Here is a 25,591-nt window from a genome sequence, read left to right on the forward strand (position 1 = left end):
CTCCGGTACAACCCAGATTAGAATAGCCCGCAGTAAAGACGGTACACCGGAAATCAAAAGCGATGGCATTTTCCTCACTTTTACTATTACTCAGGGAGAAGGCAAGCCAGATGTGATATTGGACCACCCTGTAGCACTTGCGAAGATATGGTCTCAAGCGGAATGGTTGGATGAACTGGGACCGGGAGAATTGATTTTTGCCGACGGTTCGGCCACCATCGACATTATTCAGGAAGCCAGCAGTAACAAAGCAAAACGCATACCGGCCGTATCAGTATTAAGGGCCGTATCAGTATCAAGAGCGCCTGCCGCCCTTACTACAACCCGCCTGCAAAGAACTTACAGTCACAAGACAGTAAATACATTCAAATATACAGCAACTACAACAAGTTGGGTTAAGAAAGAAGGCCAGGTTCACGCAGGCAATCTTGTCTGGACCTGCCGTTCCAAAAGCTGCACCATTTCCGGCCCCTGGCCAACACCCGGTTTATCCGCCTGCAACGGGCTGGCAAAAATAGTCGGGCAAATTACCAGCTATGGCCATAGCAAGAGAAAATTGAACAACAAACAATTGGCAGAGTGCAACAAAGACCTGGAAATTTCAATTGTCACTCCCCAGAAGCTGAATCTGGCGCAAAAACCAAACCTGCTGGTTATGAAAAATTTCAACCTCGCAAACAACATGCGTTTCAAAGTCACAAAACCTTTCACAATAAGCACGACCGACCCAAACAAACCGACTGGACCCGACCCGTCGCTTACAGGAGTTGACCTGGCACACGCTTTGGATCCTGGAACCGGCCGTATAGAAAGCGACTTTGAAGAAAGAATCCGTTGGTCCAAACAACTCATCGCGGACCACTCCTCACCCAACACTTTTTACTACTATCCGAGAGAATACCTGTTAACGCGGGAGGGTAAAAGCAACGGGGGATACAATTTGAAATTCTCTTACAAATATCTGGACGGAGATTCCAATGGCGACAATGTAAAGCTTGAATTCGAGGCGGCTCCTCCCGACATGCCCGGAGATACGGCTTTACTTCAAAAACTGGCAAGCTTTGCCGTCAAACCTTCCAATGGCAAGCCAGTAGAACTCAAACCGCTTGCGATTAAATCCGTTCAAATAAAGCTTCATGGACTGGAAGGTTTCATAGCGCCTGAAAAAATCCGGGTAATCAACTCGCCTCGGCATGTGGGTGAAAAAATCAAAATTGAAGCTCTCATGAGCGAAAGCATCAAAGAAGAAATTGTGACTTCCCTGAGGAACATGGGAAGTGGAGGGGATGTCATTGTTACGCTTGAGAATGGAGAGATCACCATTCCCCTCAATCTAAGTTTCAGCAATTATTCAGGTCCCTGGTTCAGTGATATTCGGGAATTGAGCCCGAGTCGTCCGTTGACAAACCTCAGTCCGTTTCCTGCAGGAATCAAGGGAATTGTTGGATATGTCATCCCAAAAAGCGGGGCCACCCGTATCGAGAGGCAGTATAAGCCGCTATCGGAGATCAATCTCATTCTCCCGGAAGCGGAGCGGAGCGCAACCGTCAGGCATCAGGATCTGTTCCAGAATTCACAAAGCGTACTTGCGACCTGGGTTGATTTTGAAGCGATCACGGAATGCGACGAATGCATGAATGCCATCGAGAAAGAAGTCCTTGCCGTGTCCTCCATCGTGAGCAAAAGCAAGTTGAATATTGAAGCCATACCCAGCGTCTTTGATCAATTCGGTTTATTCAAAATTCTAGTGGAGATTAAAAGCCGCCACTTCAAGTCCGGTGCCGACTGGGAAGACGTCCAATCGTTCGACTTGCGGCCTGCAAGCACACAAACTTCCGCATTTCTTTATCTGGACCGGGACAAGGAATACGATCATGCAAGTTTCGCCTTTCGTGTAAAACCGATCACATCGGACGGCTCTCCCACCACCTATTCGGATTGGAAAGAGAGTTCCAGTATGGATATCACCATTACGCCGCACCACATCAACCCGTTGGTGGGAGGCAATTAGAGAATCACCATGACGATAATCCGAACACTCACTATCCTGACCGCCCTAATGTGCCTGATGCATTGGACCCCGGCTTACTCGAAACCCGACGTGACTTCGAGTTTCAACGTTCTGGGACTTCAGATTTTCAAGGATCATCAAAAAAGAAATACCTACTACTATGCAACAACCCAGCTGGAGCTGGAGACTGCCAAACAACATCCTGCATTTCGATATGACCTGAATCGTTATATGGGTAAAAAGGAGACTTCCGACAAGCAGGTTTTTAGGGTACGGGGAATTCTCTCCTTTGCGGCCAAACCCACGATTTCAGCCTCTCTATATCAGCAGGTTCGGGAGGAGTTGGCCAAACAGAATACCGGGATCATTGAAGTTCTCCCCGCTCCCGTAAAGAAATTTCAGAGCCACCTGGTGTATCTCATTACAGGCTCGGACGATGTTCCCGATGCTACCGGAACCATTGCGGGTGGTGTGTCCACTGAAACCGCAGAGAGCAAAAGCTCTGGCACCGGATGGTCCAAGCGCAGCTTCACTATAGCGTTAATGGGAATAGACGCAGACTTGTTCTGGCAAAGCTTTGAAAAAGGCAGCATGATTCTGTCACTTGCCTACAACTGGGAGATCAACGGCGTCAAACCCGAAAATGAAGGATGGGTCGCCTCCCCATACCAGATATCCGGCACCCTGCCAATAGATGTCTATTACGATGATTACCCCGGCCTGTTCTCGCGCAACGAAATATGGCAAACCATGTCGCTCGCCCATACGCATCTAACAGTCGCTTGCTACGATTTCATCAACGCGATCGCTTCGGGTTTGTACAAAGTCACAGTTGAAGTCCGCTTCCTGACCGAACGTGACCAGGAGTACGTGGAACGTGTCAAATTTCAGGAGAGAGACGAAGAATACGAACGCATCATTAAATTTCGCCTCCCCAAAAACCTCCAGGCAGGTTATGACTATCGGGTTCAACGGATTTATGTTGACGGCAAAATAGAACAATCCGAATGGATGAAACACGATGACGCACTATTGGATGTGTCTCTTGCATTATCGGATATATCAGGCAATCCTCAACTGGCGGGAGAAAGTCAATGAATCTAAAACGATGGATACTGAAAATATCATTCACGCTGGGGATTTATCTGGCCGGCTCTTTCACACTGGCTGGGGCTGTGGTCATGTACGAAGAAGGACGCCAGATTATCGACGGTATATCACTCTTACGCGACAAGGAAGACCCCACTGCCTATTACTACCTCCCCGATGTTCCGCGGGTGGCACTGGATCGGGCTACGGGCGAACCCAAAATGCTGTTTGTAAAATTTATCGACCCCAAAGGGACGACCAGTGGCGGTTTGATACATTTCCTGTTTGGCCTTGATCTAGCGCCGGACCGAATCGAAGCGTTGGACAAAGCGTTACAGAAAAAAGTACCGGGCGCATCCATCCGCGGCCCGGTGGTTCTTAGAGCGGAAGCTGACGAAGAATCCGGTGGAGCTTCATTCAAAATCATTTCATCAACATTATCCAGTGCTGCCGGCAAAGATTCATTTACAAACTCACTGGTGTCCAGCGGCATTGCACCGGTGACTCCAGGGTCACAGGCGGCGGTTGCGGCCCGCCTGAACGAGCATGGGGCAACACTGCTGTGGGAGTCTCTGACCCGCCCGACTTCTGATATTTCCGTATCCATCAGCGCTTCTTACGAAGCCGCCCTCCCTGCTTATCGCGGAAAAGTATCTGCAGACCTCAGCACCGTATACGATCACTATTTCAAGATATTCAACCAGCAGAAAGGATACACAAAAACCGAGACGCGAAAACAGTTGGATGAGCTTGTCCGCACAGGGGTGATTAAAGTAGATATCACAGACCGAAACGGACTGGGTATCAACACCTCTCAGCTTTCCGGAATCATGAACCTCATCACCGACAAGCTGGTTGAAATGCTGTTTGATACAAATCAGGGCTTTTCAAAACTGCCCCAGCAGGAAGTCGTCCCCGCCAATGTGGTGAAAGGCCGCCAGGAGAAAGGATTTATAACGAAACTGTTCACGGGCACCGGAGACCAGAAGTATATAACGGACGATCAACTCACACTGCGTGAACGCAAAGATATCAAACGAGCGACTTTCTCTATGGTGTTTACCCAGAACACGACGATCAAGGTGCCCTTTAATTCTGCAGGCAATATCAGCGGACTGTACGAAGTGTGGGGCAAAAACCCGAATCTGTTCCGCGTCGTCAATCTTAAAGACACAGCATTCGAACAGCGTGAAGTATTCTTTGAAGTAGACCCGGCCTACTACAACTCTTTTCAGGAGTATATAAACTCCGTTTCAGTAAGTTTTATAAAACAGTATCCGGAATCACTCAATCAAGACGATTTTACGGAAGAACTGACTTTCAACCAGAAGGATGTCAAAACCGGGACCTTTTCCAAATCACTGCACTATCCCCGTCTCGGGCTGAAGGACCAGAGCTGGCTGAATTACGGCTACAGAGTTCTTTGGAGTTTTCGCGGCGGACAAACTCTGGGAATTCCCGTAAAGAAAAACAAACTTGCTGATGACAACGCTCCCAGCCTCACCCTGTCCCCGCCCGCTCAACTGGCACAGATTGAAGTGGACGGCGATGCCGCAACGATGGTTGACGCAGGTATCCGCCGGGTTGCTGTTGAGTTCAAATACAAGTTATTGGGTGAGAACAAAATCAAAACGGTGATTCTCGAGCCTGAAAAAAAAGAGATATTACAAGCAACATCGCTCCTGCATGACCCGGACGCAAAGGTTCAATACCGCGTAAAGTGGTACAAAAAAACAGGTAAACAGACCGGAAGCTGGGAACCATTGGAAGACACTTACCTTTTTCTGAATCCTACCCAGTAGAGCTGCATAGATAGAAGGAAGGAGTTTCGTTGTGAAGCACAATATTTGCACAAGGCGAAAAATCATAGCCCCGATTCTGGGGGTTCTGTTTTGCCTTTTGTCCGGTACCAATGTCCTTGCTTTGAATATTGCTCTGGATCATCCCGTCCGATGCGGCAAACTGCAATGTTTCCCCGATACAACAAACAAAAATGAATTTTATTACCTGCCCTCCGACCCGCATGTCTCGTTCAGAGAAAACGGCAAGCCGGAATTTTCGTTCCTGCGTTATGTAAAAAACAAAGCTGATTCCGGATCAGAAATGGGCGGCATTACCGAAGCCGAAGGAGGCGGTATCGTACATTTTCTTGTCGACTACACCGTCAGCGACAAACTCCTGAGTGAGGCAAATAAGGCCCTCAAGAAAGACAACCCGGACGCTGTTTTACGCGGCCCGATTATGTTCGAGTCTGGAAATTTTGCCCTGGTCAGCAGCTTCAATACGGACAATGGCAAATCAACGGAACTGACCCGGCAAGTCATTGGTGTCGGACGGGCACCTCTGATCGAAGGTCTCAAGGCCGCCGTATCGATGCACCTCACCAAACTGGGAACGCAAATTTTATGGCGGTCATTCCAGATGGCCACCCCGGATGTTTCCCTCGTGTTCGAGATGACCTTTTCCGGCCTGACCGATCCAGCGGAAGCCACCATCACTGCAAACTGGACAAAATTGCAGAAACAGGCGGATATCACGCTTGGAGCCAAAGTGAGCTACATGAACATCGGCGGCGGCTTTGATTACGGAAACTTCTGGGAAAAAGCAAAAGAAAGTGGTGCCATCTCAATCGACTATCGCGGCGATCCCACCAAGCTTCAATCAATCATTGATCGCGCTTACGCCCGCTTGCACGACATTATGTTCGAGCCTATTCCGGTCGATCAACCCGGCGCAGACAAGGATGGAGACCCGTTGCAAGCCATGATGGATGCCATGAACGCCGCGAGACAGGACAATTCTTTGGGTGGCAACTATAGTGCTCCATGGGAAGTAAAAATAAACGGCGGATACCGAAGACGAAATATACAACGTACCGGCGAGTTCAAACTCGACTTCCGCGAGCGCAGTCGGAGTACCATCACCACGGCCATGGCGGGTAACATCGGCCCGCTGTACTCCCGTTTTGGTACAGATCCCACAATTTTCAAAACGGTCAACCTATCGGATCCCAGTTACCGCGTACGCGAAATTTCAGTTGCGCTGGATGCCCGTAATTCAGAAGAGTTTTCAAAATACATCAATCACGTCACCTTATCGATATCAAAGTCACACGGCTCCGGCACGAGCACGCCCGGAGAAATCACGATCAACCGTAGCAATTTCTCCGAAGGTCTCCCGCGATCGTTGACTTATCACTGGGACAACGAACCCGGCGTGGACGAATGGATGTTCTACAAATATAAAGTAGATTGGTCGTTCATCGGAGGCGCCCGGTATTCCATGGACTGGACCCGAACCGACCAGGCGGCAATTTCACTCACCCCGCCCTATCAATTCCGAAAAGTCGAATTCATGGCCAACCCGGACATCCTGGAAAAGGAGAACGTTCGCCTGGTCACCATTCGCGTCCGGCATGACTTTTTTGGGCGGCAAGTCAAAGAGACTATCAACCTGTTGCCCAGCCGCCAGCAAAATTCCGTTGAACGCGAGTTTGCCGTACCTCCCGACCAGAAAGAACTGGAATACGAAATCACCTGGACCCTGAAAGACAAGCGAAAAATTTCCAGCGGAACCCTTAAATCTGACGAAACAATAATTTTTTGCGACGAGTTGCCCTCACCATAAACCTTAAAAGAGAGAATGATTATGAGAGATAACACTTTTACAACGAACATATTTAAGCACGCAAGCGCTATAAATATCCGAGTCTCATTCCTTGTAAGTCTTCTGCCGTTAATCCTGTTGGCACTAGCTAGTTCCCAAGCTTCTGCCGCTGTTCAGATGGGGGGACACTTGGATTTCGTCCTTAAAAACGGCACCACCGTCCGCGTATTTCCAGAAGCGGACAAAACAGAAACGCTACGCCCCAAACGCGTACAAAACCTCAAAATAAAAGGGGATTTAAAGCCTCAAGGGGGTGACTCTTGTAAAAAAATGGAGGCCGAATACGATAGTAGAACAACTAAAAAAATAGCTCAAACAAAGCAGCCTATAAAGCCACCTCCTTACGTAAAACCGACTCCGGGATTAACGGCAGTGGGGAATTTCAGTGCCTTTCTTAGAACAAACAAACCTACCGGTTGGTACTATATTCCGATGGAACCCCGCTTGTCCTATAAAGAAGGCAAACCTGAAGCCACATTTATTAAATTTATAACTGACGAGGCGGAAGGGAAAAATTCTGCCGAGGGCGGCATTTTCCATTTGATGGTCACCTATGGCCTTACTCAAAAAGAGGAACAAGAGCTTCGCGGACTACTGGAAAAGGCCGTACCCGGTGCGCAACTAAAGGGTGCAGTGGACCTTCAACCAGCAAAGTCTGGGGACAATTTTATCGTAACTTCCGGGACTCTATCCGACGAAGGTTTTGCTCCCAAGGGAGTGCTTTCTTCGGGTCGCGCCCCGTCTATGCCCGGCGGCAAAGCGGCGGTTGCAGGCCGCCTTTCCAGTTTGGGAGCACAACTCATGGAGACCACTTTCAATAATTCCACAGCGGATATGTCTGTCACTTTTGCCTATGATTATATTGTAAAAACACCCGCATTCCGGGGTCAGGTTCTAATCAATCTGGATAAAATCCAAGAAGCCGCCAAGTGCAATCTTAGAACACAAAAAACAGAGACAAAAACCAAAGTGAAATTCAACATCAATCCGTTTTGGTTCTCGGTCAAAAATGAGACAAAAGTGGATCGAATCAGTCGAAAGGATGTAGAAGAAGCTTACGACACCATGTTGTCTGTAGGCGCGGTTGAGATACGAATTGACCAGGAGCTGCCTGACGCTGATGTTTCAGCCATTGAAGCCAGTTTGATGGAAATGGCAATAAGCAGTTTCACGAACATGCAAAAATCATTTATGAGCGATAAGGAATTCGAAGGGCGAGGTGAAGAAACCGGTGAAGAAACCAAGAAGGCAAAGAGCCCCAAGGCACCAAATTACGAGATGTATACCTTATCGCGCAAACAGACAAAGATGTCCGGAACTATCACCTTGAATATTGAGAAAGGCGTTGCCATATATCGCACTCACGCCATGACCGGCAATATGGGAATTCCAATGCGAAAACATCGCAAGCAAATTTTCAGTGAGGTTCTGTTGAACGATCCTTTTTTCAAGCGGGGTAAAATCACGGTGGACCTCGACATGGAAGCTTTAGATCTGTTTGAAAGCAAAATGGTCAATAATGCCAGCGTGAAAGTTATTGTCCCCTTTAAAGATACACCTTTCACAGACGATGACGTATTTACCCGCACTTCAATAGAAAAAGGAGAAATCGTAAAAGAGTTTTCCTTTGCTACCCGCGGGGACAATCTGGTTAATTCCGACTGCCCATTCAGGTACCTTGAGTCATGGAGCTTGAAGGGAGGCGGGATATGGCCTAAAAACCAGAAAGAAAAATGCTCCCGTGAAATGGTGGTCACGCTGGTGCCGCCTATTAAAACTCGGCGAATTGATGTCGAAGCCGATCTCGACGAAATGCAACGCACGGGGATACGGGGCGCTGATGTATTGCTCAAATACACGCTTTACGGTCAAGAAAAAGTGGATACCGTCCGTTTCCGGTCGGCCAAACCGCAGCCTTACATAGAACAAACGATTTACGTTGACAAAGATGCTTCCGGTGTCGAGTACAAGGTGATCCTGACCCACGCCAAGGAAGGTAAGTTGCCTCAATCCGAGTGGACAAAACTGGAGGACAACTTTATCTACACCTCTCTATCAGAATTACCTGTCAGTTATCTGGAAGAGATAAAAACGAAGATTCCTGAAGTTAAGGAAATCCTTGGAGAAGCTAAGGAACCCGTTGAAGATACTAAAGAGCCTGTTGAAAAAGCTAAGGAGCCCGTTGAAGAAACTGAGGAGCCGATAGAGTGAACACTCCTATTGTACGTAGCGTTGCTTTCCTGGCTTTCCTGATATTCCTGATGCCTGGAATATCAGGTGCCCAGGAAGTGTTACTAGACGAAATGCAGGAAGCGGGTGACCTGAAACTGTTTCCCATTTATGGCGATAAGAAAAAGTTTTACTACCTTTCAGACAATGTGAGTATCTCCAAAGGGAAAGACGGCAAACCCCAGTTCAGTTTTCTCAAGTTTGTGCAGGATGCGGCTGGCTCTGGAGAAGGCGGGGTGCATGATGCCGAAGGCGGCGGACTGGTTCATTTCCTTATTAATTTTGATGTGGATGACCAGACCGTTCAACGGGCAGAAGCCGAGCTACAAAGCAAAGTCGCCGGTGCAAAAATTGCCGGCCCGATTATGTTCCGGGAAGGTACGTTTGCGCTGGTATCGAATTTCCAGCAGGAGGACGGCGACTGGACCAAACGGGTGCTGGGTCTCGGGAAAGCACCTGTGCTGGAAGGTCACAAGGCCGCCGTCTCCATCCGGTTGACCAAGACCGGGGCTATCTTACTTTGGGAATCTTTCAAGCAGGCGGCCAGCGATATCTCCGTCAGTTTCGATATGATCATCAGTGGATACCGCAACCCTTATGAAGCCAAAATGACCGCCTATTGGGAACGCATTGCCAAAAATAGGACCATGGCTATCGGCGCACGAACTGATTTTCTCGGGGTGGACATTCAGGACACCATGAAAGAACTGCGTGACTCGGGTGCCATCGAGCTTGAAGTCAAAGGTGAAGATGACAAAATGGATCGGCTGTGGGAAATGGCCTATGGGAAGCTTGCGGCCCAGATGTTTGAGCCTAACAATGACCCGACAACACTGGCCACCCTGCAAGACGATCCCAATGTGTTCAGTAATTTTGATCGCGCCAACCAGTTCAATACCCAAGTACGCGAGCGGATTCAGCAGGAAAACCAGGCAGAACTCGAACGTGTGGAGCGCCAACGCCAACAACTGATTGCATTGGGAGAACAATGGCCTTTTTTGGGAGATATCGGGCGCAACATGTCCAGTCCCGAATCCACTAACAGCGGTTCAGCGCAACCGAGCGGAACGGATGGAGCGGCTGGCGGCAACACTGCGAACGCAGGTGGAGAAGGCGCTGGGGGAACTCCCCCAAGTACAGGCGGCAGCAACACGAGCGGCGGTACTCCGCCAAGTGGAAGCACACCGTCAGGCAGTGGCGGTGCTACAAGCGGAAGTACCCCATCCGGAGGGACTCCGCGTACGGTACGGCCGGCTAATCTGCAAACACCACCAAGCTTTTCTCTGCTTGCCAGCTACCGCAAAAAACAGTTCAATAAAACGGGGAAGTTTGTGCTGAACTTCAAAAAATGGACCGCCGACACCCAATCCATGCGCTTCGATGAAAATATCGGCGGATTCGGCAAGAAAATGTTCAATGATCCGGCACATTTTCGAGTGGTCAACCTGGATGATCCTGCCTATAAAAACAGGGAAATCCTGGTGCAACTCGACGGTCAAAATTCAGAGGATTTCAAGAAATTCGTGAACTTTGTCACCGTCCAGATCCGAAAGAAGCATCAGGATGGATTCCTTCATGTAGATGAACTGAAAATCGACCGCGAGAACTTCAACAAGACATCAAACAATTTTGTGATGAGCTATGGCGTTCATGGAGATACCAATCGGGAGAAATGGCTGGAATATGATTACCATATCACGTGGAACCTTTTCGGGGGAGCCGAATGGAAAAGCGGTTGGAAAAAAACCAACGACTTCATGATTCCTGCCGTACCGCCCCATCGCTATCGCGAAGTCACCATTGAAGCCGACCCCGAGGTATTTCAAGAAGAGAAGGTGCGCCTTGCAACCGTCGTTTTCAAATCCAAGCTGTTCGGGAAACAGGATAGCCGCGAGGTAAGCCTTAAAACCACCAGCAAGGAGCCCTTGTCGCAAACGATCAAATATGCTCACGAACCGGATAAATATGATTACGAATACGATATCAGCTGGCTCAAGCGCGGTGGTGTTCAGCTAAAGAAAAATGGTGTTTCTGGAGACGCTGAATTCATATTTGCGGATGAACTGCCTAAATGAGGGAATTATAAATGTCCAATGTAAACCATTTTGGAACCGCTTCCCGTATTGTTGAAGGAAAAGTGAAGTCTTATCGACCTATTTTTCTAGCTCTTGCGCTGTGCATCCAATTTTCGGCTCTGTCTGAGAACAGTTTCGCAGAGCTCAGAAAAGATGCGCCAGAGGACATAAGGAAACGGGAGCTGTTGTTCGAAAAGTGCAACAAGGAAATAGGGGCGGCTGTACCTGCATTTACTTGCAAAGGGGATGGCGTATTGGTGCCCAAGACCGTAGACTCTAACGGAAAATGTACCAACCCCGAAGATCTCCACGCACGCTGTATTTTTCAAAGCAGGCTGGGACGGCTGCCAGTGGATAACAAGGATGTCGATATCATCTTTTCCTGCCGCAAATCCCATAGCCCTCTCGTCACCCATAAGACTAATACAGACAACAAATTTTACGATTTCGCAGTAATCCAACACAATCGCAAAACCGGAAAAACATGTTTTTATCAGTATTTTGGTCCAACAAGTAAGGACTTCGGTCCATCAGGAGCAGACGGGGAAAAAGTTCCAGGGTCGAGCGCCAAGGGAGCAAAGTTCTGGAATTATGATGTCGACTTTTGCACTTCGTGTCACTCAAACGGACCGTTCATTCGTTCGCCCCATTACTGGAACTTTGATAAAACCGGAAAAGTACTTCAGTATGATGATCCGGACGATAGAATCCTCCCGAGTGAAGGGGATATCGATAAATACGAAATATTGCACAAACACTATGAAGTATTCGATGTCTCTAAATCAGGCAATGCGTGTAACGGTTGTCACAACATAGGAGCCTATAAAACTGACGATGGGAAATTACATTTGGGTCAGGTCAACAAACTGGCTGCGGGCGAGGTAAAGAGTCTTAAATCATGGGACAGCCCAACAAGTGACGGTTATCATGACTTCATGAGTAGCCAGCTTTCCGGTTCTACTCCTACTGTACGTCGTAATAAAGCCAAGGCCGCAGTGCAGGAGTTAGTCGCTTGTGTGGCATCACCCACGTCGACGGGTTGTACGGTGACCCAAATCACCCACAACCCTCCTGCTCCGGCTTCTACTTCAACCTCAACTCCGGCGCCTTCTCCAGCTCCCTCACCATGACCAATAGAAGGAAATCGAAATGACATCACACAGCACCCAAGACAATAGATGAAAACAAAAAATGCCTTAATCCCGAGATTCTTCGCAATCGCTGTGTCTTTCAAAGCAAACGGACGGTTTGAAGTGTCTGACAAGGATGTCGCCATCATATTCCTGTTGCAAAGACCATCGATCTGACGACATCCTCCAGAACAGTAGGGGCAATAATTTTTGGGGCATCGCTGTAGTTCAACACAATCGAAAAACGGGGCAAGACCTGTTTCTACCAGTACTTGGGCCCAAACCACGATGGGGATAAAAAAATAAAGGCATCAAAAACCGTAAAGGGAAAAGAATTCTGGGCACCGGAGAGTGCCAAGTATTACACCAGTTGTCATTCGAACGGACCGTTTGTACGTACTCCACAATATTGGGAATTCGATTTAAAAGGAAAATTTCTCCCGACTGGTAAAAAAAGTAAGAGAGTCCTGCCAAACGAAGGCACAATCGACTTAATTTCTTATGGTATTTCACTGCCAACGAGGTTCCGTGCCCGTGCAGGTAGCTGTTATAAGATTATATTAAACCATACATAGGGTTCCATCCCCGTTGGAGGAAAAATGAAAGACGGACGATTTATCTTACTGGCATTTTTACTGCTTACCGTTTGTCCTATTATGGTGCCGACGACTGCCCGTGCCGCAAGCGCTATCATTTACCTCTCGGCCGATTACGACGGAACAGGTGCCGCTCCCTTCATTACCAACACCGCCGACTTTGCCCCCATCTGCAATGGTACCGGCGGCAGTCCCCGCCTGCCCGGTCTCAATCTGGCCCGAGCTTTTGCCGGAGGTCAACTCTGCCCGGGGACAACTGAAAGCAACCGGTTTACCACCGAACCTATTTTTGTTTTACTCATTGATGACACATCAGCATTGTCCGCCTATTTAATAGATTATTTGCAAACGCAAAATTCACTGCAACAAGTCAGCGGCCGGCGGGTGGTCGCACCCGGTATCAGAACTTTCCAGGTAGCGGGCCAGTCGATAAGTGTCTTAATGGTCGGCGAGATGGCCTATCGTCAAGGCGGTTCAAATGCGGCGGGCTGGTTCACAACATTGAACACCCTGCCGAGCGCTGCCTTCGTTGCCCAACCTCCAAGAATCTTGTCCGCCTATATGACCGAATGTTCCAATGCAACGAACGATGTCCCGTTGCCGCCAGACTGGAGAAATGATCGCGCACAAAACACGGCACTGGGGTGGCAATTCCAGGGAAACCTTCCCACCAACTTGGTTTTGGCAAGTACAGAGCCTGTCACTGAAGTTTGGACTTACACCAATTCCAAAGGAGTTTGTAAGGCGTTACCTAGAAAGAATGCGGGGGGTGACATCAAGTTGTTAGGAATAATCTGTCAAAGCAAACAGACGGGCAAATCCTGTTTTTGGGACAACGTTCGGAATACGGGGCCCAATGCAGGGAATAGACGTGAAGGTGCCGCAACCGATAATATGAAAATCTCCGAAATACAGGGTGGCGATGAATTAAATGAGAATTGCACACAATGCCATCGAGGCAACAATGTGTTCCTGGTTCCCAATGCAGGCAATCCTTTAGGAGCAGGAATATATCCAGATCGACCCAGTCGATATGCTCCCATACCCACTGGACGAATGTCGGGGGCATCCGTCGGACCACCACCTGAAGTCGACACACTTTGGGAAAACCCGCCGGCTTCAATACCAAAAAACACTAGAGGAGAATCTTGTTCAAGCTGCCATGAAATTCCAGCCCTCACAAAAAAATACTGCGAAACGCTTCTTAAAGGTGTGTTTGACCAAGATTTAATGCCACCTGGCGGGGGGTGGAGAAGTGATCCCAGCATTGGAGGTACCTTGATAACGGCATGCCGCACGAAAGGTGTCAACATTACGCCGGCACCTTAGAAAATTCCACACGAACACAATCGAGCAATTTTCAATACCCTCGGCTCAGTTTGAGTATACCTTGCGTGAAGCTCAATCAGCTTTACCGTTTTAGGACAATGACTATCCAGTGATGGTCGGCTGTCAAGAATGGGCAGCTGTGTGCTGGGAAACTCGCATGTACGGTTGTGCGTCCAGCGAAGGCTGGCGTGTTTTAAAAATAAGTTGGTTGGGAGGTGTTTCTTAAGAGAGAGTGCAATAAACAATAATCCAAAGTAACAACGCGCCACTACGTAAATCGGATAGCGAAAATGACTGTCAGTATTGGACGTAGAACCGTTATGCATGGCGAACGGGATGCCCGTCTCGTGATAGTCATTAGCTGTATCTCGATAAAATAGTTATTATGTGTATAACATGTTGATATATTGATAATTATTATTTATTCGACCGAGATTATTTCCAGAAACGATCATGCATGCGTGCAGGAAAGAAAGGAGTAAACACCACTGCAAGGATATCAAAACGCCTTATGAAAAATTCAAATGAATACCCAATGCCAGTGACTATTCCTCAGCGGACGTGAGTTTTTACTAACTGGATGCGCAAGCAGCAAAGATGAGCGACAATGAGGCCATCTTGGCGCTGAGCAAGGCGAGAATTAAGTCGTTTCAAGACATCTCCACTTTAATTAAAAAGCTGGCTTGAGAAATAAAATCAGCAAGGCAAAATGAGAATAATCTATCAATAAGATTGAATCAGAACAATGTTTGGTTTCTCAGATTCAAAATCCTTCGTTTGAACTTATTCACGGACTGGAAAATACTGGAGAGTTTTATGTCACAAGGTTTATGTAAATCATGCGGCTATATAGGTGAGACGAAAACTATAACCAAAGGCAGTGTCGATACCGAAGTCATCCTTTGGTTTTGTTTCTTGATTCCGGGTGCCATTTATTCAATTTGGCGTTTCCGTTCACAGTATGAAGTATGCTCAGTTTGTGATCAGGCAACGATCATTTCGGCTGATTCTCCCGAAGCACAGCAAATCGTTCGCGAGAATCGTGCAAAAGTGGTTGCCGCAACGGCAAAAGAAGTTGTTGCACCAGCCCCGGATTTCCTGCCACCATCGAAAGCAGCTATTGGAGCGGGCAGGGTGGTTGGTCGTTTCGTTGGTCGTTTTCTTAAATGACCTGAAAACACTAAGTGCTTGTTAATATAATAATAATCATTATGGTTAGATATTCCTGATATTCACGCAGGGAGAGTTTTACCCCGGTTTCTACTATTAGTTGAGTGGAGAAAAGTATGGAACAGCAAAAATATATCGTGTGGCTTGAGGCATTGCGTATAAGCGATGTGGCCAAGGTGGGCGGCAAGAATGCGTCGCTTGGAGAAATGATCAGCCAGCTTGCCCATCTTGGTGTGCGTGTGCCAGGCGGCTTTGCTACCACGGCCGAAGCATATCGCGATTTCCTCGCGCAGAGCGATTTGGATAAACGCATTCGCACAGTACTCGACGACCTTGATGTGACTGATGTGACCGCTCTGGCTGAGGCCGGTAGTCGGATACGCCAGTGGATTGTGGACACGCCTTTGCCGACGCGTTTGGAAAGTGAAATACGCGACGCCTATGTAAAGATGCAGGCCGAGGTCGGTGTGGATATTTCATGGGCCATTCGCTCCTCTGCCACGGCGGAAGATTTGCCGGACGCTTCGTTTGCCGGGCAGCAAGAAACTTTTCTCAATATTCATGGCGTGGATCATATTCTGTCAGCCATTAAGCAGGTGTTCGCCTCGCTGTATAACGATCGTGCCATTGCCTATCGTGTCCATCAGGGTTTTAAGGATCAGGATGTGGCATTGTCGGCAGGCGTGCAGCGTATGGTGCGTAGCGATTCAGGTGCAAGTGGCGTGATGTTTACGCTGGATACTGAGTCTGGTTTTGAGCAGGTGGTACTTATCACTTCCGCATATGGATTGGGTGAGACAGTAGTGCAAGGTGCGGTCAACCCAGACGAATTTTATGTGTACAAGCCCGCCTTAAAGCAAGGTAGAGCTGCAGTGATCAGCCGTAATCTTGGCAGCAAGGCGATTAAAATGATATTCGGTGAAGGACAAGAAACAGGGCGTTCTGTTCTTACAATAGAGGTGCCGCTGGCTGAGAGTCAGCGCTTCTCCATTGCTGACGCAGAGGTGGAGGAGCTGGCGCGTTATGGATTGATCATTGAGCGACATTATGGTCGTGCGATGGATATCGAGTGGGGCAAAGATGGTCTGGATGGCAAGCTGTATATATTGCAGGCACGGCCAGAGACGGTGCAGTCACATGACACTCAAGGTAAGTTGAGACGCTATAAATTAAAGCAACAGTCCCAGATATTGGTCAGCGGCCGTGCCGCCGGACAACGCATAGGCAGCGGTACAGTATGCTTGGTGGCGGATGCCAGCAAGATGAACCAAGTGCAGCCGGGCGATGTTCTGGTGACGGATATGACTAACCCTGATTGGGAGCCGGTAATGAAGCGCGCGTCTGCGATTGTTACCAATCGAGGTGGTCGTACTTGTCATGCAGCCATTGTGGCGCGCGAACTAGGCGTTCCGGCGGTAGTGGGATGCGGCGATGCAACGAAAATTCTTAAGCATGGCGATGCGGTGACCGTTTCTTGTGCCGAGGGAGATATTGGAAAAGTGTATCAGGGCATCCTCGATATAGAGGTGTCGGATTTGGCACTGGATGAAATGCCGGCTCCGCCAATTAAAATTAGTATGAACGTGGCGAACCCGGAACTGGCGTTTGAATTTAGTCATTTGCCCAATGCCGGTGTGGGGCTGGCGCGGCTGGAATTTATCATCACGCGGATGATAGGTGTTCATCCCAAGGTGGTGCTCGACTATCCCAATTTGTCAGCGGAGTTAAAAGCGCAGGTGGAGGAAAAGGCCGCAGGTTATGCCACACCGGAAGATTTTTATGTTGAGAAATTGACCGAAGGTATAGCCATGCTGGGAGCGGCCTTCGCACCTAAACCGGTAATCGTTCGCTTTTCAGATTTTAAGTCTAACGAATATTTTAGCTTGCTCGGAGGTTCTCAATACGAGCCGAATGAAGAGAATCCGATGATCGGTTTACGTGGAGCTGCACGTTACGTAGTAGACAGCTTTCGCGATTGTTTTGCGCTGGAGTGCCGTGCTATACGCCGGGTACGCGATGAAATCGGGCTGACCAATATAGAAGTGATGATTCCGTTTGTGCGCACCCTGGACGAAGCCGAGCTTGTGATAAAGGAGCTGGCTAAAAATGGTTTGCGTCGGGGTGAAAACGGCCTGCGCGTGATAATGATGTGTGAGATTCCTGCTAACGCATTGCTGGCCGAGCAGTTTCTCGAGTATTTCGATGGTTTTTCCATTGGTTCAAATGATCTAACCCAGCTTACTCTCGGCATAGACCGTGAATCGGGGCTGGTGGCAGGGGCGTTTGATGAGCGCAATGCGGCAGTGAAAGTGTTGCTCAGTATGGCGATTCAGGCTTGCCGCAAGGCCAATAAATACATCGGCATCTGTGGACAGGGTCCATCCGACTATCCTGATTTGGCACTGTGGCTGGTAGAGCAGGGTATCGAGGCAGTTTCGTTGAACCCGGATACCGTCGTAGAAACATGGCTATATCTGGCTAAACAGGCAGCTAAAAATAAGGCGTGAAGCTCAGCTTGCAATCTGGTGAGGGTTACACGCGTGCAGGCGCATTGGGGTATGGAGATGGTTGCGGCTTTTATTTTGCGATTGAGCTGTTGCAAGCAGTTCTGGAAACCGGTATAGGAAATTTTAGTTTGGCATCGGTTGGTCTTAATGGGATGAGTGCTTCACTATATACGTGACTGCGATGTTTTGATGCCAGTTGTGCGTTATATTTTTACAGGTTCTCAGTCTTTCAAGCGACCCCACTGCGCTTGCTTTTGAGAGATAAGCGCTACCATGAAGAGCAGCGGCAGTGCCGCAGCCACGCAAGCCGCCACGCCAGCGCCAATCAAACCCATCCATAATGTGAGTGAAACAAATAGAGCAATGTAGATGACTGTCGTGAACACGTTTACGAGCAACACTTTGCCAGCATGGCCAGCGGCATAGACCGCAGCACGCAGTGGTGCATTAGTAAGGTCAAAGGTGGCAGCCAGTAACAACCATGTAAGAACGGGAGCTGCGGCGGCAAATTCCTGGCCAACAAGTGTGACTAGCAACTGGTCGCCAAGGAAGTGGCTGGCAGCCACGAACAATAGGCCAAAGCCACCACCAAGCAGGGCAGTGCGGTAGGCGACCTGGTTGAAGTCATTGCTGCCCTGGTTCCAACTCCGAGTCAGATCGGGAAACACCACTTGGCGGATCAGCGCGGATGGTTTGGACAGCACGCTGGAAAACTCGCGCACCAGCCGCAGCAGACCCGCTTCGGCTGGCCCCAAGAGATAACCTGCCAGCATGATGGAAAGGTTCTTATATACAAGATCCAGGTTCGACTGCCAGTAGCTAATCCACAAAAAATGACGCAGCCCGGAAAATTCAGCCAGGCTCGCATCCCTGACACTCTCGCCCTCAGGCGGGCAGCCAATGCGCTGGCGGTATTCATGCCGACCGCGCCAGCTCAGGTAAAGATTTTCGGTGGCATAAGCAAAGGCCAGGATAGCCACGAACATTGGTAGCGGACCTTCGAGCCACCATACGATCACGATTCCAGAAAAGCGGATGGCAGGGCCAATCATCATCTGCCGACCTAAGGCATCGAACTGGTTAAACAGTCGCAAAATACCATTGGCGGTGCCGTTGCCGATGGTCAGTAAAACAAGACTGTAAGCAGTGAGAAGGATTACATGGTCACGGTCCATGCCCAGCGATGGCCCCGCCAGGGGAGCGACGACCAGCCCCAAGGCGGTGGCGGCGATGCTGGAGTGGCGATCCACGCGGCGGCAAACTTTGATCAGGCGGCGCAGCGTGCGGGTGTCTCCAGCATCGTGCGCCGGTACACCATGGAGCACCACTGCTTCAAAAGGTTGAAAGTTGAAGAAGCCACGCACCAGCAAGGCATAGGTCTGTATCATCACCACAAGGCCGAACTCGGTGGGGCCGAGCGCGCGTGCCATGAGTGCGGTTGCACCAAGCGACATTAGCGCAGCAACGCCACGGCCCCGCACCAGGAAGCCAAAATTTCCCAGTACCCGGCGCATCGGGCTTTGTGCGCGCGGGCTGTCGTCAGATTGGCTCATGCGCGTTCCTCAGCGCATGGTTGGGTTAGCGCGTTGCCATGTACCGGATTGTGGCGTTGCGTGATGGCCTGCATTCTGCGGATTTTCTTGGCAAAGGCAAGCATCTGCCTTGAAATTGAATTTACGCGCGCCTGCAATGGCAGTCATTTATGCCATTGTCCGCAACTCGGCAAACGCCGCGCAAACGGCATCGATTTGTTCCGGGGTGTGCGCGGCGCTAACACTGCAGCGAATCAATGACACACCATTCGGCGTTACCGGCGGGAGCATCAGGTTGACATAGACACCGCGTTGCAGCAGGTTGTTCCAGAATCGCAGTGCTTCTATCCTGCCTTCAAGCACTACGGCGATAACCGGGCTCGGGGGCGCGCCTAGGGTGTATCCGAGCGCTGTCAAGCCCGCATGCAGACGCTTAGCGTTATCGTGCAGGCGTTGGCGCAGGTGGCTATCGGCGGAAAGCTTGCCAAGTGCGCAGCGAGTCGAGGCTATCGTCGCAGGCGACGGTGATGCGGTGAATATGAATGGCCGGCTCGAGTAGCGAATCAAATCCAGTTCGGTATGGTCGCTCACGCAGAAGCCACCTGCACTTCCCAAGCTCTTGCTGAAAGTGCCCACAATGAAGTCCGCATCCGCCAGTACGTCCACCTCTTCGACTAGTCCGCGGCCACGTTCACCAAGCACGCCCAGCGAATGCGCCTCATCCACCAGCAAATAGCCGCCGAGCTCGCGTTTTACGTCGGCGATTTTCTTGAGTGGAGCGCAGTCGCCAAGCATGCTGTAGATACCTTCCACCACGATCAGGGCATTCGCGGCGCGCGCGCCAAGGCGACGCATACGTTTTGCCAGGTCTTGCGCGTCGTTATGGCGAAAGCGTATTGTTTCGGCTCCGCCGAGGCGGCAGCCATCATAAATGCTGGCATGGCAATCAGCGTCGAGCAGCACTACATCATTAGGCCCGGCAAGCGCCGCCAGCAGGCCGAGATTGGCGGCGTAGCCGGTGGAAAATACGATGGCATCGCGCTTGCCATAAAAGCCAGCGAGTTCCTGCTCGAGCTTGCGATGCCCCGAGTAACTTCCGTTGGCCATACGCGAACCTGTTGTACCGGTACCCTCAAACTCCAGTGCCATGCGTGCAGCGGCAATGCACTCTGGATCAAAGGTCAGTCCAAGATAGTTGTTGGTGCCCGCCAGGATGGTGGGCCGACCGTTGATGAGTCCCTCGGTTGGCGAAATAATACGATCAATCTGGACGCTAAACGGGTCTATGCCCAATGTCTCGAGCTCGAGTCGACTGGTTGCCAAGCTTTTAAATTTGTTAAAAATTCCCATTATTCAGAACTCATAATTTTTTCAATCTGTATCGCAAGATCCTTCACAGTCTTTACGTCTGGCAGAATGCTCACGGGAATAGAGATATCGAAACGGTCTTCGACGGTCAGCAGCAATTCCATGATTTGGAGTGAATCCAAATTCAAATCGCCGACTAGCTCGGTGTTTTCATCAATTTCAACGCTCCCTTTTGTGAACAACGACAGCCCGTCGTAAAGACTGGAGAGGATAGGTTGGTATTCCATCGTAGATTTCCTGTTATTTCTTGAGATTTTTGCCAGAGATACATGTGAGCCCTTGCTCAAGCCCGAAGGCCGGTTGCCAGCCGGTAATCCTCGAAAACTCGGAATTATCGCATACCCAGTCGGGATGGGTGAGTTCCCGAATCTTGCCCGGGGTCAGCATCGGCGCATATCCCAGCAGTCGGGCGGCGGCGGAATTAGCAAGTGCGGCAAGCTTGAGCACGGAAACGGGAATCGGTACGCGGCGCACTGGTCCGCCTCCGCGCAGCACACGCCCGCCAATCTCCAGCACCGTGCCCCAATCGTAGCCTCCTGCCTGCCCATCATGCAATTCGAAGGTTTGCCCATGGCCTGCATCCGTGGCTAGCCAGCGTACCACGGCGGCTGCCAAATCATCAACGTAGATCAGGGAAAATCGCCCATTAGTGCCAGCAGGCAGTGGCGCGAAGCCGCTGGCGATGCAGCGAAACAGCGGCAGTAGCTCACGATCCCCTGGGCCAAATACTGCAGATGGACGTAACACTGTCCAGCGCATGTTTTCTGAGGCGGTCTTGATAATGCCTTCACCGCGCCATTTACTCTCGGCGTAATGGGACAGTTGGGGTTCACGCGCTGCCAGCGAAGATATGAGCAAAAAGCGCGGGGCCCGTGCTTCGCGTGCGGCAGCCGAGGCAACGCGTCGTGTTCCTTCCACGTTTACTTGGTCAAAGTCGTCGTGACTGGCGCCGCGCACGGCTCCAGCGCAATGAATGACGGCATGTGTTCCAGCTATCAGGGCAACTAATGCGTCTTCGTCTTCAAGGTCTCCAGATAACCATTCCACTCCAGGAATAGTTGGCAGAACGCGCCCTTTCCTGGGTCGGTACAAGGCGCGAACGCGCCAACCAGCTCCTGTCAGATGCGTAAGAAGTGTCGCACCTACAAATCCGGTTGCACCAGTCAGGGCTAGTGTGGAACGGTTATTTAACTGAGGGAAGTCGGAGCCACGGTCATTGGTTGGAGGCACTGCCGTCGCCAGCATGCTTTCGTCAACCACTGGCCCGCATCATTGCCGATAGGAATTGAGGTTCTGCTTGCGGCAATTCTTTCACATCGGCGAGAGCTTTCTTGTTTTCCTGTCTGAGCAGGTAGCCTGCCCGTGCTGCCGACCGTGTCAGCTTGCCTGAAGACGTGCGCGGCAGCGTGTGCCGCGGAACAAGCTCGATCAGACAGTTGATGCCCAGCTCTTCGTGAATTTTCCGATGGAGCCGATGCGAAAGAGTAAGCACCTCTTCTGCCTCGCGGACATTGCACTGTACGACCGCCACGGCGACATCCGCATCATCCGGGCCGGGCACGCAAAACGCTGAAACGTCCATCGATCTCAATTCGGGTTGTTGTACTACGATGTGCTCAATATCCTGCGGCCAGATGTTGCGACCGTTGATGATTATTACGTCTTTGTGTCGGCCGGTCACGACAATGTTCCCGTCAACCAAGTAACCGAGGTCTCCGGTGTCAAGCCAGCCGTCTGTTGAGAGCACCTTTCGCGTTTGCTCTGGATTTTTGAAATATCCTGACATGATGCTTGGTCCACGTATCTTGATCCGGCCGACATGAAGATCCGGCAGCACGTTTTCGTGCTCGTCGCGAATACTTACCTCGTGCGCCGGCAGTGGTGCGCCGCATCGGACTAAACCGGTTACTCGGTTCGTGTTCGCGTCGGCTGGGCTGGCACATAAATGCTTTGCGAGGTGATCGGCGTCAACCCAGTCAACAATAATACCCTGGCGCAGTGGAGAAAAGCTGAAGGCTACTGAACTTTCCGCCATGCCATAGCACGGAACAAAGGAGAGCGGATCGAACCCAGCTGGAGCCAGTAGCCTGGCAAAACGATCGGTTAGCGATGTATGAATGGGCTCGGCACCGATGCCGGCGAAGCGCCAGGCACTCAGATCGTACTGCGCAACATCCTCGGGGCGTATCCTGCGTGAGCATAGTTCATATCCGAATGGCGGGCTGCATGAGAGAGTGGCTCGTGTGCGGGTCAGTAGTTCGAGCCAGAGCCTTGGGCGCATGGCGAAGTCGCGCGTATCAAGATAATCGATCGAACGCTGCGTGGCCACGTTGACCAACATGCAGCCGACGAGCCCCATATCGTGGTAGAACGGCAACCACGAGAAGCTGCGGTCATCGGGTTGCATGTCAATGCCGTGGTTAGCTATCCCAAACAGATTATTGAGCACAGTTTCCTGAGTGATTACCACACCCCGAGGAAAGCTGGTGCTCCCTGATGTGTATTGCAAATAAGCTGTTTCAGTAGGGCTGCTGCGCCGCAACTCACCTTGTTGTTCCGGTAATTCATCGAATGCGGCAGGCGTTCCCAAAAAGACCAGCTCGATGTTCAAGGCTGCCTCGCGCAAGAGCGGCAGGAAGTTGTTTGAAGCTATCGCCACCGCAGCTCCGCAGCCCAGCAACAAGCCGCGTAACTGGCCGACGTAGGCTTCGTGTCCTCCAAGATTGAGTGAGGCCGGCAGAGCCACTGGAACCAACCCGGAATACTGGCAGGCGAAAAAGAAACGCAAAAAATCAGGATTGGTTTCAGCTACTATCGCGACTCGTGCACCCCGCTTCAACGAAAGGGATTGCAGACGCTGAGCCAGTACCAAAGCCTGCTGGCGGAGCGTTCGATATTGAAGCACCGTCGTGAGCTTGCCTCGACCTGAATAGAAATTTGCGCCAGTTTCTCCAGTAGCGGCATAATCCAGCGCGTCGGCCAGAGTCGTGAAATCCGCACGCCGCAGTGGCAGCGAGCTGTCAGTCGGGGTTGGCAATGGAGTGGGTTTCTTAATGTCCTGCATATTCAACTTGGATTCCTGGTAAATATATAATGACGCTTGGAGCGTCAAAAATACGCACCAATTTCAAGCCTTTATTATAACTAAATTATAACCAAATTGTAACCAACCGCTCTGCGCTGACCTTTATACTCTGTAGCATTTCGTCACCTCGCTACTCCTTTCAACCCAGACCGACCTCGTTTGCTAGGTAGTCTGGCCAGTGAATTGTCGTGGGTGCCCAGAAGCCAAGCAAGGTACTCAACTAAATACTGTGATGTTAGAATTGTACAGTTTAATCAAATTGCTATGTCATAAAATTAGCTATTTCTGCGTCTTCGCACCTATGGAGAAGCTAGTCGCAGCATTTGGCTGAATATTCAACAGAAACCAATGAGGCGCGCATAGTTTTTTCTATACAACTAAAGGCTTAGTCGTGGATCATAGCAAAAACTTTCAGTGATATTTAAATAAGTAGCGTGAAGACGCTAGTTCAAGGCATTGAGCAGCGTTGTGTAGGTATATGGTTTCTGGCTGGAAACCTCAGAATCTCTGTAGCTGTGAGATATTTAAGGGGTTTTGTCAAAGCAATGCTGTGTGGGAAAATCGGAGTGGAAGCATAGTTTGTTGCAAGTTTATAAGGCAAGGCAGGTGTTTTATCAGAAATATTTGCATTAAATTGCCCCCGATTTTGCCAAAAACAAGTGAGGCGAATTCAAGTTCGAAGTGCAACACGGGTTGTAACAGCTATTCTCTTTGCCTTTTTAAGTCTGGTCGATACCTCTGGCGGCATAAAGGGCAAGCACCACTCAAGGCAATGAGAGCCTAATAACACAGCTAAGCCAAAGCATTTATTGCTTCATGATTGCGCGGATATAATTGCTGGGGATGGCATATGAAATACCGCTCGGGTGGGCCAACACGTTTTCTTTAGTGCCTTTCACGAATACCATATTGAGAATGCCAAAAACTTTGCCAGTTTTAGGGTCAAACAGCGGACTTCCGCTATTTCCCGGGTAGGCAGTGCCATCCAGCTGAAATACAAGGTACGGATCGCGGAGCCGTTTGATTGTCTTGATGCTAAGCTGTTTAGTGGTTAGTGCTGGGATAACGATAGGGGTAATAGCCGAAACAATTGCTTGGTGCGTCACCGGGTAGAGTCCCAGCACCATACCTATGGGAAAACCGGTAAACGCAACCGTTTCTCCCTCTTTAATAACACTTGAATCTCCGATCACCAAGGCAGGTAAGGGTTCGCCACTAATTTTCAACAATGCCAGGTCATGCTCATTGTCAATCTCGACTATGGTTGCAGATCGGGCCGTGGCTGATCCGCCGCGACCAACAAAAACTGCCAACGAATCCTTTTTTTCCAGGTTCAGATTTCGCGGAACGACATGAGCATTAGTAATAATATGATTACCATCACCTACAGCAAATCCAGTTCCAAGAAAATTGGCTGGTGGTGCGCGAGTATGTAATATGGTTCCTATAGCTACAATGGAAGGGCTGACCATTTCTATGGTTTGGGGGAGATCACTCGCATATGCATTGCCGACATGACAATACAGAGCTATGAATGAAGTACATATACATCCAACAGTGAATTGTTTTATTTGACTATAAAGACAAGTGCCCGACCACCTCAATATTCTCTCCCATGCGCTTTATTTAATAACGGTACTGATTAACATAGCGCTTACAAATTATCAGTACCCGGTTTGAACAGCCAATATGTGATTTGAGCACCAGCTCTCAGCAGATATATGAATAAGTGCCTAGGCCGAGAAACGCTCTCTTAAGAAACAATTTTAACATATTGATTTAATTTTGTTTTAATTATGCACTT

At 49.8% G+C, this 25,591-nt stretch carries 18 protein-coding genes; 11 read left to right on the plus strand and 7 right to left on the minus strand.

Annotation, left to right across the window (positions count from 1 at the left end):
- The 11 genes from MJ769_RS13265 to MJ769_RS13315 all read left to right on the plus strand — a co-directional run.
- Nucleotides 1-2,011 (plus strand): CC_3452 family protein (locus tag MJ769_RS13265; RefSeq protein WP_239237618.1); only part of this gene is annotated, 2,011 nt, incomplete at its 5' end.
- Between the two features lie 9 nt (nucleotides 2,012-2,020).
- Nucleotides 2,021-3,109, plus strand: coding sequence for a hypothetical protein (locus MJ769_RS13270; RefSeq protein ID WP_239237619.1), 1,089 nt, complete (start codon nucleotides 2,021-2,023; stop codon nucleotides 3,107-3,109).
- Complete coding sequence (locus tag MJ769_RS13275) at nucleotides 3,106-4,902, plus strand: hypothetical protein (protein ID WP_239237620.1); 1,797 nt, start codon at nucleotides 3,106-3,108, stop codon at nucleotides 4,900-4,902. Before MJ769_RS13270 ends, MJ769_RS13275 begins: the two co-directional genes overlap by 4 nt.
- Before the next feature lie 31 nt (nucleotides 4,903-4,933).
- Nucleotides 4,934-6,727 (plus strand): hypothetical protein, encoded by a 1,794-nt coding sequence (locus tag MJ769_RS13280; RefSeq protein ID WP_239237621.1) that lies wholly within the window; start codon nucleotides 4,934-4,936, stop codon nucleotides 6,725-6,727.
- Nucleotides 6,728-6,895: 168 nt separating this feature from the next.
- Nucleotides 6,896-8,977 (plus strand): hypothetical protein, encoded by a 2,082-nt coding sequence (locus tag MJ769_RS13285; protein WP_239237622.1) that lies wholly within the window; start codon nucleotides 6,896-6,898, stop codon nucleotides 8,975-8,977.
- Nucleotides 8,974-11,070: a hypothetical protein gene (locus MJ769_RS13290; RefSeq protein WP_239237623.1), complete on the plus strand. Its 2,097-nt coding sequence runs from the start codon at nucleotides 8,974-8,976 to the stop codon at nucleotides 11,068-11,070. The genes MJ769_RS13285 and MJ769_RS13290 overlap by 4 nt, the downstream gene beginning before the upstream one ends.
- An 11-nt stretch (nucleotides 11,071-11,081) precedes the next feature.
- Nucleotides 11,082-12,200 (plus strand): hypothetical protein, encoded by a 1,119-nt coding sequence (locus MJ769_RS13295; protein ID WP_239237624.1) that lies wholly within the window; start codon nucleotides 11,082-11,084, stop codon nucleotides 12,198-12,200.
- A 599-nt stretch (nucleotides 12,201-12,799) separates the two neighbouring features.
- Entirely contained in the window at nucleotides 12,800-14,125 is a 1,326-nt protein-coding gene (locus MJ769_RS13300) for a hypothetical protein (RefSeq protein WP_239237625.1), read from the plus strand.
- An 816-nt stretch (nucleotides 14,126-14,941) separates the two neighbouring features.
- On the plus strand, nucleotides 14,942-15,295 hold the full coding sequence (locus tag MJ769_RS13305; protein WP_239237626.1) for a hypothetical protein: 354 nt from the start codon (nucleotides 14,942-14,944) through the stop codon (nucleotides 15,293-15,295).
- A gap of 116 nt (nucleotides 15,296-15,411) precedes the next feature.
- Complete coding sequence (gene ppsA, locus MJ769_RS13310; protein WP_239237627.1) at nucleotides 15,412-17,802, plus strand: phosphoenolpyruvate synthase; 2,391 nt, start codon at nucleotides 15,412-15,414, stop codon at nucleotides 17,800-17,802.
- Nucleotides 17,799-17,978, plus strand: a complete 180-nt coding sequence (locus tag MJ769_RS13315; RefSeq protein ID WP_239237628.1) for a hypothetical protein — start codon at nucleotides 17,799-17,801, stop codon at nucleotides 17,976-17,978. The genes ppsA and MJ769_RS13315 overlap by 4 nt, the downstream gene beginning before the upstream one ends.
- 45 nt (nucleotides 17,979-18,023) lie before the next feature.
- Here the strand turns inward: MJ769_RS13315 and MJ769_RS13320 are convergent, their stop codons facing one another.
- From MJ769_RS13320 to MJ769_RS13350, 7 genes are all read right to left on the minus strand, one after another.
- Nucleotides 18,024-19,355: a lipopolysaccharide biosynthesis protein gene (locus MJ769_RS13320; protein WP_239237629.1), complete on the minus strand. Its 1,332-nt coding sequence runs from the start codon at nucleotides 19,353-19,355 to the stop codon at nucleotides 18,024-18,026.
- Between the two features lie 9 nt (nucleotides 19,356-19,364).
- Nucleotides 19,365-19,502 carry a hypothetical protein gene (locus MJ769_RS13325; protein WP_239237630.1) on the minus strand — a complete coding sequence of 46 codons (138 nt, stop codon included), beginning with the start codon at nucleotides 19,500-19,502 and terminating at the stop codon, nucleotides 19,365-19,367.
- Complete coding sequence (gene spt, locus MJ769_RS13330; protein WP_239237631.1) at nucleotides 19,503-20,684, minus strand: serine palmitoyltransferase; 1,182 nt, start codon at nucleotides 20,682-20,684, stop codon at nucleotides 19,503-19,505.
- A complete protein-coding gene (locus tag MJ769_RS13335) occupies nucleotides 20,684-20,929 on the minus strand; it encodes an acyl carrier protein (RefSeq protein ID WP_239237632.1) in 246 nt (81 codons plus the stop codon). Before MJ769_RS13335 ends, spt begins: the two co-directional genes overlap by 1 nt.
- Before the next feature lie 13 nt (nucleotides 20,930-20,942).
- On the minus strand, nucleotides 20,943-21,962 hold the full coding sequence (locus MJ769_RS13340; protein WP_239237633.1) for an NAD-dependent epimerase/dehydratase family protein: 1,020 nt from the start codon (nucleotides 21,960-21,962) through the stop codon (nucleotides 20,943-20,945).
- Nucleotides 21,955-23,766: a fatty acyl-AMP ligase gene (locus tag MJ769_RS13345; protein WP_239237634.1), complete on the minus strand. Its 1,812-nt coding sequence runs from the start codon at nucleotides 23,764-23,766 to the stop codon at nucleotides 21,955-21,957. The genes MJ769_RS13340 and MJ769_RS13345 overlap by 8 nt, the downstream gene beginning before the upstream one ends.
- An 827-nt stretch (nucleotides 23,767-24,593) precedes the next feature.
- Nucleotides 24,594-25,259, minus strand: coding sequence for a S1 family peptidase (locus MJ769_RS13350; protein ID WP_239237635.1), 666 nt, complete (start codon nucleotides 25,257-25,259; stop codon nucleotides 24,594-24,596).
- Nucleotides 25,260-25,591 lie beyond the last annotated feature (332 nt).

This window comes from Candidatus Nitrotoga sp. BS (assembly GCF_927797785.1).
Taxonomy (GTDB): Bacteria; Pseudomonadota; Gammaproteobacteria; order Burkholderiales; family Gallionellaceae; genus Nitrotoga.

Excerpts from the sequence above, each read along its gene's own strand:
- MJ769_RS13270 (WP_239237619.1), top strand. The coding sequence starts at position 2,021 with ATGACGATAATCCGAACACTCACTATCCTGACCGCCCTAATGTGCCTG.
- MJ769_RS13275 (WP_239237620.1), top strand. The coding sequence starts at position 3,106 with ATGAATCTAAAACGATGGATACTGAAAATATCATTCACGCTGGGGATT.
- MJ769_RS13295 (WP_239237624.1), top strand. The coding sequence starts at position 11,082 with ATGTCCAATGTAAACCATTTTGGAACCGCTTCCCGTATTGTTGAAGGA.
- MJ769_RS13300 (WP_239237625.1), top strand. The coding sequence starts at position 12,800 with ATGAAAGACGGACGATTTATCTTACTGGCATTTTTACTGCTTACCGTT.
- MJ769_RS13305 (WP_239237626.1), top strand. The coding sequence starts at position 14,942 with ATGTCACAAGGTTTATGTAAATCATGCGGCTATATAGGTGAGACGAAA.
- ppsA (WP_239237627.1), top strand. The coding sequence starts at position 15,412 with ATGGAACAGCAAAAATATATCGTGTGGCTTGAGGCATTGCGTATAAGC.
- MJ769_RS13320 (WP_239237629.1), bottom strand. The coding sequence starts at position 19,355 with ATGAGCCAATCTGACGACAGCCCGCGCGCACAAAGCCCGATGCGCCGG.
- MJ769_RS13325 (WP_239237630.1), bottom strand. The coding sequence starts at position 19,502 with ATGACTGCCATTGCAGGCGCGCGTAAATTCAATTTCAAGGCAGATGCT.
- spt (WP_239237631.1), bottom strand. The coding sequence starts at position 20,684 with ATGGGAATTTTTAACAAATTTAAAAGCTTGGCAACCAGTCGACTCGAG.
- MJ769_RS13335 (WP_239237632.1), bottom strand. The coding sequence starts at position 20,929 with ATGGAATACCAACCTATCCTCTCCAGTCTTTACGACGGGCTGTCGTTG.
- MJ769_RS13345 (WP_239237634.1), bottom strand. The coding sequence starts at position 23,766 with ATGCAGGACATTAAGAAACCCACTCCATTGCCAACCCCGACTGACAGC.
- MJ769_RS13350 (WP_239237635.1), bottom strand. The coding sequence starts at position 25,259 with ATGGTCAGCCCTTCCATTGTAGCTATAGGAACCATATTACATACTCGC.